General features: G+C 65.1%; 12 protein-coding genes and 2 pseudogenes. 4 read left to right on the top strand and 10 right to left on the bottom strand.

Annotated features, from left to right (window positions below):
- Nucleotides 1–227: 227 nt before the first annotated feature.
- Entirely contained in the window at nt 228–743 is a 516-nt protein-coding gene (locus tag G9373_RS43845) for a CarD family transcriptional regulator (RefSeq protein ID WP_043788687.1), read from the bottom strand.
- A gap of 109 nt (nt 744–852) precedes the next feature.
- Here G9373_RS43845 and G9373_RS43840 point away from each other — a divergent pair, with 109 nt between their 5' ends.
- Entirely contained in the window at nt 853–1,488 is a 636-nt protein-coding gene (locus G9373_RS43840; protein WP_167121082.1) for a TetR family transcriptional regulator, read from the top strand.
- Between the two features lie 26 nt (nt 1,489–1,514).
- On the opposite strand, the gene G9373_RS43835 is transcribed toward G9373_RS43840, so the two are convergent.
- From G9373_RS43835 to G9373_RS43805, 7 genes are all read right to left on the bottom strand, one after another.
- Complete coding sequence (locus G9373_RS43835; RefSeq protein WP_005564528.1) at nt 1,515–1,925, bottom strand: YjbQ family protein; 411 nt, start codon at nt 1,923–1,925, stop codon at nt 1,515–1,517.
- 95 nt (nt 1,926–2,020) lie between these two features.
- Entirely contained in the window at nt 2,021–2,317 is a 297-nt protein-coding gene (locus G9373_RS43830; protein WP_167121079.1) for a hypothetical protein, read from the bottom strand.
- Nucleotides 2,314–2,553 (bottom strand): hypothetical protein, encoded by a 240-nt coding sequence (locus G9373_RS43825; RefSeq protein WP_133984795.1) that lies wholly within the window; start codon nt 2,551–2,553, stop codon nt 2,314–2,316. The genes G9373_RS43830 and G9373_RS43825 overlap by 4 nt, the downstream gene beginning before the upstream one ends.
- A 127-nt stretch (nt 2,554–2,680) precedes the next feature.
- Nucleotides 2,681–4,045, bottom strand: a complete 1,365-nt coding sequence (locus G9373_RS43820) for a WXG100 family type VII secretion target (RefSeq protein ID WP_167121077.1) — start codon at nt 4,043–4,045, stop codon at nt 2,681–2,683.
- Nucleotides 4,045–4,338, bottom strand: coding sequence for a hypothetical protein (locus G9373_RS43815; protein ID WP_269590946.1), 294 nt, complete (start codon nt 4,336–4,338; stop codon nt 4,045–4,047). Before G9373_RS43815 ends, G9373_RS43820 begins: the two co-directional genes overlap by 1 nt.
- Nucleotides 4,339–4,524: 186 nt before the next feature.
- Nucleotides 4,525–5,214 carry a tellurium resistance protein gene (locus tag G9373_RS43810; protein ID WP_167121075.1) on the bottom strand — a complete coding sequence of 230 codons (690 nt, stop codon included), beginning with the start codon at nt 5,212–5,214 and terminating at the stop codon, nt 4,525–4,527.
- Between the two features lie 108 nt (nt 5,215–5,322).
- Nucleotides 5,323–5,742 (bottom strand): CoA-binding protein, encoded by a 420-nt coding sequence (locus tag G9373_RS43805; RefSeq protein ID WP_167121073.1) that lies wholly within the window; start codon nt 5,740–5,742, stop codon nt 5,323–5,325.
- Between the two features lie 188 nt (nt 5,743–5,930).
- Between G9373_RS43805 and G9373_RS43800 the strand changes: the two are divergent.
- The 3 genes and pseudogenes from G9373_RS43800 (at nt 5,931) to G9373_RS43790 (ending at nt 7,696) form a co-directional block, all read left to right on the top strand.
- Nucleotides 5,931–7,039: pseudogene (locus G9373_RS43800) on the top strand (site-specific integrase).
- Between the two features lie 26 nt (nt 7,040–7,065).
- Nucleotides 7,066–7,365 (top strand): helix-turn-helix transcriptional regulator, encoded by a 300-nt coding sequence (locus G9373_RS43795; protein ID WP_265147562.1) that lies wholly within the window; start codon nt 7,066–7,068, stop codon nt 7,363–7,365.
- 112 nt (nt 7,366–7,477) lie between these two features.
- On the top strand, nt 7,478–7,696 hold the full coding sequence (locus G9373_RS43790; RefSeq protein ID WP_167121071.1) for a hypothetical protein: 219 nt from the start codon (nt 7,478–7,480) through the stop codon (nt 7,694–7,696).
- 826 nt (nt 7,697–8,522) lie between these two features.
- On the opposite strand, the gene G9373_RS43780 is transcribed toward G9373_RS43790, so the two are convergent.
- Together G9373_RS43780 and G9373_RS43775 are read right to left on the bottom strand one after the other, a co-directional pair.
- The gene (locus tag G9373_RS43780; RefSeq protein WP_167121069.1) at nt 8,523–8,705 is read right to left on the bottom strand and encodes a hypothetical protein; all 183 of its coding nucleotides are present in this window, start codon (nt 8,703–8,705) and stop codon (nt 8,523–8,525) included.
- Nucleotides 8,651–9,169, bottom strand: a pseudogene (locus tag G9373_RS43775) (hypothetical protein); the annotation flags it as partial. The gene G9373_RS43780 and the pseudogene G9373_RS43775, both read right to left, overlap by 55 nt.

The raw sequence follows: 9,169 nt of genomic DNA, 5'->3' as shown, positions 1-9,169 counted from the left end.
GGATCGTCCTACGCGCCCGGCGGAACGTTCAGCGTCGCTGGGGCGGATGCTGTTTCGTCGGTAGTCATCACGTACGGAGCCGGTTCGGGAACAGGGTCACTCGGAAACCTCTTCGGCAGCAGCTGATCTCGACTCCCGCGCTGGAGACGTCGTCACGGGCCGCGAAGTGGCACACGAAATCGGCAGCAGCCCCGAACTTTCGTCCGGGGCTGCTGCCGATCGTGTCGTCAGACTGCGACAGCCACCGGCGCAGAGGCGGCGGCGGATTCGTAAATCGCTTCGATGCGGCGCCGAGTCTCGTCGGGGTCGGACTTCATCGCGAGGACGAGTTCAGATATGACGAGCTGCATTGCGTGCTCGAGCTGCCGCTTCTCGCCGGCCGACAGTGGCTTGACCTGCGAACGCGTCATCAGATCGCGGATGACTTCACTTACCGTGAAGATCCCGCCCACGGTCAGCTTTTCCTGGTTGGCCTTGAATCGCCGAGACCAGTTCGACGGGTCGTCGACCGTCGGACCGCGCAGGATGTCGAAGACTCGACCGACTTCGTCGTTGTTGATCGCATTCCGCACGCCGATGGATTCGGCTTTCGCTACCGGAATCTCGATGGACAGCCCGTTCTGGGCGACTTCGAACTGTACGTATTCGGTGGGCAAATCGTTGAACATCCGGGTCGTGAGCTTTGTGACAGTCACCGACCCATGGTGCGGGTACAGAAAAATATCACCGATATTGAGATTCATAGATTACCTACCCTTCCCCAACATTATGGCACACGCTGCCATATTGACAACCGGTGACCACGTGAGGACCATCGCGGGGGTGTGCTCCTACCGATAACGAAGGCCCTTGATGACCAGACCCGAAGCGTTCTCCGTGTCGCCTGACCTGCCCGCCGGCCCGCTGGGGCTGCGGGAGCGACGACGCGAGCAGACGAATGTCGAGATCAGCGAGACCGCACTCACGCTTTTCGAACACAAGGGTGTCGAGGGCACGACCGTCGGCGAGATCTCGCAGGCTGCGGGAGTGTCCCAGCGAACCTTCTTCCGATATTTCGCTACCAAGGAAGAGGCCGCGCTCCGGGACCACTGGGCGTTCGAGGCGGTCTTGGCGGGCGGGCTCGACCAGCTCGACTCGGAGGTCTCACCGAGGCTCGCGCTGGAAAGGGCCTTCGCTGCTGCTCTGACGATGTACCAGGACAGTTCGTCGATCGCGTGCCGGCGATTGCTGCGGGTGAACCGTCTCATCAAGAAGGAGCCGGCGCTGCGGGCTGAGCTGGCGCGCGAGAGTGTGCGTCGGACCGCGGCGCTGGTCGAGGTGGTGTCGAAGAGGTTCGACTGCCCCGACTTGCAGATTCGACTGGCGGTCGATGTGTCGATCGCCGTGCTCCGGGCGGCGTTGGAAACGTGGGTGGACCAATCGTCCACCGACGAGACGGCGATTCTGCCCGAAATCTATTCCTCGGCAAGGGGACTCGCGAAGGCCTGATCGGAGATGACTCCGCGGGCGCCGGTTCAGCCTTCCAGGAAGCTGAATCGGACGTGTCGCACCGGGTTGTCGACATTGGTGTCGACGAGGCACACGGATTGCCAGGTGCCCGTCGCGAGTGCGCCGTCGAAGACGGGCACGGACGCGTAGGGCGGCAGGAACGCCGGCAGTACGTGGTCGCGGCCGTGCCCATGGCTGCCGTGACGATGGATCCACCGGTCGTCGCGCGGAAGCACTTCGTCGATCGCGCGCAGCAAGTCGTCGTCGCTTCCCGCGCCGGTCTCGATGACGACGAGTCCCGCAGTGGCGTGCGGCACCCACACATGCAACAGGCCGTCACCGGCGCCTGCTGAGGCGAGGAACTTCTCGATCTCACGGGTCAGGTCGTACACCACCGGCTCGGCGCCGGTCCGCACCTCGATCTCGGTACTGAACATAGTTCCGACGGTAGCGCCATGCCCCGTGACAGTCGATCGGAACGTGTGCGGCCTTCGCCGACGCGGCTGTGCCAGTCGGTGACATGTGCCGGTGGCTACCCGAAGACTGCACCCAATACGTGACCTATCCCTGCCACGATCGGAATCGCCAACAACGCACAGAGCGGCGTCAGCAGCCCGATGAGTACTCCAAACGCGATGCGCCGATAGATCTGGCCGGCAACAAAGAACGCAATCATGATGACGAGCCCGACAACAAGAGCGGCCCATGCCCAGGCCGGTGTGCCCGAATTGGTCGACGGATTCACGATTCCGACGACAAGGAGCACGAGCGTAATCGCCATCGACAGATAGGTGGCGGCACCGAACCAGGTGTCAGTCTTCTCGGTCACGGAGCCACCGCATACTGTGCATCGATGTTGATCGCGAAGTGAATCGCCGCGAACTCCACGCCGACTATCGCCGCGGTGACAATGCCCAGTGCGAATCCACGCCGGGCCGCCGATCCGCTCGCGAACAGCGCGACGGCTACCAGAATGCTGATGACGGCTTCGGTGCCAATGGCGGCGAACTCGAGGGCAACGTCGGCCGGATCGCCCGGGAAGAGGGCACCCACGATGGGAGCCACAGCAAAGAACCCTGCGACGACGAGTGCCAGCCACGACGGAGTGCCTAGAGTCGCAGCTCTCCAATAGCCGGGGCCGGTTGTCGTGGCCCTTCTCAACACATTCATCAACCTTCGACCCGTCTCCTGGTCACTTCACGCGTGGCGGATTGTCGGTGCTGCCCAGGGACGTGCTGGGAAGATCGGACACGGTGGGAGGGATGCGCCCAGCCCATTCCTGAACGTGCTGAAACTGTTCCAGCGCACGTTCGCCGCTGCCGATGTCATGGTCGGTCCAGAGGTTGAGCGCCGGACCCCATGGTTGGCCCGAGGCCGCGGGATCCACGGCGACCGTGTGCGTCGTGCCAGTGGGGTCGTCTTGGTACACCTCGAAAGACGGATAGTCGGCGCGCGTTCCATTGACCGTCACACCAGTGGAACCGGGCATCCCGGGCTGCCCCTGCCCTGGCGTGATCACCACATCGCCGTGCACGGTGGGCATTGCATCGCCGGGTGCTTCGAATGGTCCGACTTTCGGATGGAAGGGGTTCGCTGCTTCGTACTTCAGGCGCACTGACCCGTCGTCCACCTGCCACACCTCGGCGTCCGGAGACCCGACCTTCACTTCACCGGTGGTATCGACCGACGGGTTCTGCCGCATGACGACGATGCCGTTCTCATAGTCGACATATGTGGTTACTCTGCTGTTTTCGGGATCGAAGTCGGGACTGTTCGGGCGATTGTCTCCCAGGTCGTAGTACGGCCGGTTGAACACCGAGTACTGCTCGATGAAGCTACTCGTCCGAACAACCCCTTGGCCCGGTACCGGATCGATGTGCACAACCTTGATCTCCGGCTGCACTCCTTGGTCCTTCTCTGTGTAGCTGTTCGGATTCAGCACGGTGGCGGTTTGCCAGTCACTTGGCGAGAGCGGGTATCGCCCGAACATGTCATTGAACGCTTCAGCTGAAACTTGATCGCGGGCTTCCTGCGTGCCGACAACATGTTCTGCGCCCGAGGGATCGAGTCCCTCAGGTAGTTGATTTCCGCACGCCCGGATCTCGACGGCGGCGTCGCGAATCTTCTTCGCGGTGTCATCCGCGACCACCATGAGCTCGCGCAACGCGACAGCGATGGCGGATGAATGTTGCTCGGCTTTAGCGGTATCGCCGGAAACGGACCAGTCATCGGCCACAGTGCACTGGTCTGCCTCGGCCTCAGCTGTTCTGGTGTTGACAACAGTCAGATGAGAAACAAGATTGTTCGCACCCTGATCGAGCACATCGATGAGCTCCAAGATCTCGCGTGATGTCCGTGCACCGACATCGCAGTCGGTTCCGATGCGGTCGTATGCCGCATCGTACGATTCGCCGTGCCAGTGACTTCCCACATTTTGGATCCCCGAGCGCATTCGATCGAGCTGACCTGAGTAGTCGGCGTCCCCGACGCGCAGGCGCGCGGCGACATCGAGGAGTGCGGCCGGCTTCCATCGTTCGATCTCGCTGCGGGTCGGCATCAGGGCCGAGCTCCGATTGCGTTCAGTTGCGACCGGAAGTCGTCCTCCGAAACTTCGAACTCGTGCGCGTTTCCGGTCGCGACAGCCGCGATTCGCCTCGCTCGCTGCGCCATTCGCAGATATGCGCCTTCGATGAACTCGCCGGCCTCGTCGAGTGCAGCAGGGACATCGCAGCCCGGCATGAAGTCGCCCACCGTGATGATCGAGCCACGGACCTCGATGTCATCGATCGCTTCACCTACGTCATACATAGATGAAGCGAGCACGCGCAGTTCTGTTGGATCGACCTTCACAATTCCCCCCGAAGCGTCCCCTCACCTCACGCTATCTGGATCCCCTCGATCCGACTCCGCAAGGCCGCGAAGAGTATATTCGACGCCCAACTCCGGCGCCGACTGCGGGTGGACGCGGCACCTGGTTACGAGTACACGTGCGCGCCGTTCAGCATGAGGCGCCAACGTCTGCCGCCGCAGGCGCCGTTACTTGCGGCCGGCCGCCCACTTCATGCCCCAGCTGTAGGTCTTGTCGAGATCCGCCTGGCTGCCTTCGATGTACTTCACCTCGCGGGTGACGGTGAGGCCCTGTCCGGTGTTCTGCAGCATCGCGATGGCGCAGATGCGGGCGGAGCTGTTCGACGAGTCCAGTCGAACCTCCACCTCGGGGCCGCTGGTGGGGTAGAGGGTGACAACGCCGTCCACGGCTGCCCAGTTGGGTGCGCCGTCGTAGATCATCGCGAAGATGAGGATCCGCTTGAACATTTCCGGTCGGTCGAGGTTGATGTGCATGTTCTCGCCGCCGGTCACAGTGCCGGTGCGGTCGTCGGCGTCGAGTTTGATGAACGGCGGGGCCTGCAGCGATCCGAAACTGTTGCCGAGTGCCTGGACGACACCCTTCGACCCGTCGGCTAGTTCGTACAAGCAGCCGAGATCCAGGTCGATGCCGTTGTTACCGCCCGCGGCGGCCGCAAGCTTCGCGAAGAAACCGGTCTTCTTCGGTTGCGGTGTCGCGCCCGTCGACCAGTTGAGGTTGACCCGCATCGCACCCTGTCGCTCACCCGACTTCGTGAGGCTGACGGAAGGCGCAGCCTTCGACAGGGTCACCTTGCTCAGATTGACTCCGCCCTGCGGTGCGGCAGGAGTGGACGGGCGTCGGGTGTAGTCGATGGCCACAGGTGGGAACCTTCCGATTGACTGAGCGCATCAGACCGTTGTCCGATTTGCACGATTTCGGTCCAGAGTAGCGGCAGTCGCGCGCGGCGGACTACAGCCCGACCACGGTCAGGCTGAATCCCGTGCACTCCACTCGATCGCCGGGCAGGTGTCCATCACCATCGCGACGCCCGTTGCGATCGTTCGCTGGAAGGCGGCCTCGTCGATGACGCCCAATTGGAACCAGACACCCTTCGCACCGATCTCGACGGCCTGGTCCGCAAACTCGCCGGCGGCCTCCGACTGGCGAAAGACGTCGACGACGTCGATGGGGAACGGAACGTCCGCGAGAGTGGCGTAACCCTGCTCGCCGAGCACCGTTGGGGCGTCAGGATGGATCGGGACGATACGTTTTCCTCGGCGCTGCAACAGCTCCGCGATCCGGAACGCCGTCCGGTCGGGATTGCCGGAGAGCCCGACAACTGCCCACGTGTCCCAGTCGTCGAGCATCGACGACACGGCCTTGGAGTCCTGCCACTTGGTATCCACATCGCCAAACTACTACTGACCGAACTAGGCGGAATTGCATTCGATGACGCACTCGACGCGCTGCGAAGTAGGACGCAGTCGCAGCGTACTTGCTCGGGTTCTAGGCGAGGAACCCAATGGCGTTGTGGCCGTTCGACCTTGCATTTCGGGTGTTGCCTTACACGCCGCAATGATGCATCCTATGCATCGTGGCCGACACGGCGGACCGCCCCGGTGTCGCCCACCGCGTCCTCGCAGACGGCGTCGCGCATCTGGATCCGGAGACGGCGGTGTTCGATGCGATGTTGGACGGGTGGGCGGTGCAACAACGCGCCCGGTTCCTCCAGCCCGCGATGATCGAGTCGCGGCAGACGTTGCTGCGGTGGCTTGCCGAATTCACCAACGACTATCCGTAGAACTGGCAGTGTGCGGACATCGAGGACATTCATCACCAGCCGCCGCCAGGGTGCGAAATCGATCGTGGTGTCGACGGCGTGGATTTACGAGATCTCGCTGCGACAGTTCCTCGCATTTGTCACCGATCCCCGCTACGGATGGCCGCCGGAATGCCGGGAGCGCTTCGGTGTGACACCGACACAACTGCTGCACGAGTCGAACTCGATCGTGCACGTCACCGAACACGAGGGCAATCCGCGCCGGCGGCCGCTGACCTATGACGAGATCCACGCCCTGTTCGACGCCGCCGACGCTCGCGTCGAACAGATCCGCGCGCACCACCGCAAGGGTGTGACGGCCGCGATGCGGGATGCCGCCCTGCTCAAGACGATCTACGCGTTCGGGATTCGTCGTCGCGAAGCCTGGGGTCTGGACCTGGCCGACCTGCGGCACAACCCGACGGTTCGGCCGGTTCGGTGCGCTGTTCGTGCGCTGGGGCAAGTCCTCCCGCGGCAGCCCACCGAAACGCCGCACGGTTCTCACCGTCCCGGAGATGGACTGGATCGTGCCCGTGCTCGAACAGTGGTGCAGCGAGGTGCGGCCGCGTTTCGGCGCCACCTCACATCCCGCCGTCTGGGTGACCGAACGCGCCGACCGGATGTCGCTGCGCCGGATCAACGAGGCGTTCACCGCTGCCCGCGACGCCGCCGGCCTCGACCCGTCCCTGGATCTGCATTGCCTGCGGCACTCCTACATCACCCACCTCGTCGAGTTCGACTATCCGGAGAAGTTCGTCTCCGCCCAGGTGGGGCATTCCTACGCGGCGTCGATCGCGATCTGCAGCGGGGTCTCCGACGAGTACCGCAACCGGCTGCTGCAACGATCGCTGGCGAAACTTCCCGACCTCTGGGGGCAGACGTGACCAAGAAACTGGGCTGCTGATGGCACCTGCGCAATGTCATGGCCGAGCATGACATGTTCGCCACCACCGATCTCGTTCCCGTCCTCGCCGAGCGCGGGGTGCACCTGTCCCGCGAACAGGTCTACCGCCTCGTCACCAAAACCCCGCAACGGCTGAGCCTAGAGACCCTCGCCGCACTGTGCGACATCTTCGACGTCGGCGTGGAGGACCTCATCGAAGTTGCTGTTACCGAGGAACCGGTTCACAAGAAGGCCCCCGGCTCCCATGCCGCGGCACCGCCGCCGCCCGTGCGGCGCAACACCATCCGACTGCCCCGAGGACTGTGACCTCCGGCGCCGACACCGAGAAGCGGCAGGCGGCGGTGGCCGACCTCGCCGCAGTCCTTGCGGCGCGGCTGCACGATGCGACCTCGAGGAGTTCACCGAACAGGTCGCGGACGTGCTCGATCCCGGTCGGCTTACCCTCCTGCTGCACGGCCGGGTTCGCGGTGCGGTCCGCCCGCGGGGCGGCGCTGGGGCACTGGCCGTCGACCTGCCCGCGCCGGTGCTCGCCGACCTCCTCGGCATCTCCGTCAGTGCCGCGACCCGGTGGAGTGCACTCGCCGCCCGCGACCACGCCGACTACCACGCCGCGCGCATCGCACACCCGCCCCAGTGACATCACCTGCGGCTCAGGGTCTTCACCCGATGTTTTGTGTCGGGACCTCCCCTTAGCCTCACCGGTAACAGCACCGACGAGCCCGAGACCGGAGGTACCTCATGGTCACCGCCGCGCCGATGCTGCCCGGGATGCCCGCCTCCACGACGGGCCGCGAGGTCGAGCAACTCGCCCTGATCGGCCAGCCGCTACCGATCCGGGTCCCCGAACGGCTGTGACCGGCCCTGGCTCGACGACCCCGCGGTCGTGGCGCGGTTCGAAGCGAAGACCTACTGACACGCCCGGGTCGTCGGGGCACGGTTGTCTCGGCAGTGTCTCGTCCGCCGGGCACGGCTCCTTCCGGGCGGCCGGCCTGCCCGGCCCGTCCCGCCGCGGCATCGTCCCCGCGCACCTGTTCGCGTACCAGCTCGAATATGGGATCATCCCGCGGCTGGGGTGGTCCGGGGCCGACGACACGGTGCTGTGCCACCAATCCGACTTCGCCGGCTGCACCAACCCCGCGCACATGCGGTTGGGCACCAACGCCGACGACCGCACCGAATACAACCTGCGCCGGCGCAACCTGACCAGCCCCCTCGCCGACGTCCGCGGCCCCGCCGGCCGCATCCGCGCGGTCGCCGCCGTCATCCGCACCGGACTCGCACTCGGCGGATGCCGAGGCAATCGAAACCCCGGATCCACGGCGCCGAGGACGCGGGCTTACCCCTGGCCCTGTGGTAGATCGACTCTGAACGAGTCGAGGGAGGTCGCAGCGTCTCAAATGTCCCGGCAGCGAGACCTAGGAACCAGGTTGCGGCAAGCTCACCTGTCTACCCGGCCGCCAGCTTCAACACCCGGCCGCCGTTGGCGGTGCGGTGATGTACACGTTTCCCGCGGTGTCCACCGCCACCCCTTCGGGGCCGAGGAGGCCGGTGAAGGGCAGCTCGACGTGGGTGGTCGACCCGGCGGCCAGCTTCAGCACCCAGTTGTTGTCGCTGTCGGCGACGTACACGTTTTCTCTCGCGTCCACCACCACCTCCCCCGGGGGTGGTCGAGGCCGGTGAACAGCTCGGTCTGCGAGTTCGACCCGGCCGCCAGCTTCAACACCCGGCCGTTGTCGGAGTCGGCGATGAACACGTTGGCCGCCGCGTCCACCGCCACCCCCGCGGGGGCATTGCGGCCGGTGAACGGGAGGGTGGTCTGGGTCTGGGTCGCGCTCTCGGTCTGGGTCGCGCTCTCGGTCTGGGTGGGGGTCCGGGTCTGTTTGTACACGACCACTCCGACGGCGACCACCGCCAGGAGGGTCAGGAGCCCGGCGATCACCATAGTGGACGTCCCGCGCCACCAGCGGACTTGCGCGGGCGGGTGCCAGAGCCGCTCGAGGGTGGAGTCGGCGGCCCCGGCCAGTTCGGGCGGTGCGGCATGGGGTGCGCGCTGGGTTTCTTCCTCCTGCCATGGCGCGGGCGGGGCGGCGGGCCGGGGGGACGGTTCGGG

It is taken from the genome of Rhodococcus sp. A14 (assembly GCF_011603105.1).
GTDB classification, from domain to species: domain Bacteria; phylum Actinomycetota; class Actinomycetes; order Mycobacteriales; family Mycobacteriaceae; genus Rhodococcus_F; species Rhodococcus_F opacus.
This window is presented reverse-complemented; position numbering and strand designations above follow the sequence as displayed.

Coding starts and splice junctions, on each gene's coding strand:
- G9373_RS43820 (WP_167121077.1), bottom strand. CDS start 4,045: ATGCCGACCCGCAGCGAGATCGAACGATGGAAGCCGGCCGCACTCCTC.
- G9373_RS43835 (WP_005564528.1), bottom strand. CDS start 1,925: ATGTTCAGTACCGAGATCGAGGTGCGGACCGGCGCCGAGCCGGTGGTG.
- G9373_RS43845 (WP_043788687.1), bottom strand. CDS start 743: ATGAATCTCAATATCGGTGATATTTTTCTGTACCCGCACCATGGGTCG.
- G9373_RS43840 (WP_167121082.1), top strand. CDS start 853: ATGACCAGACCCGAAGCGTTCTCCGTGTCGCCTGACCTGCCCGCCGGC.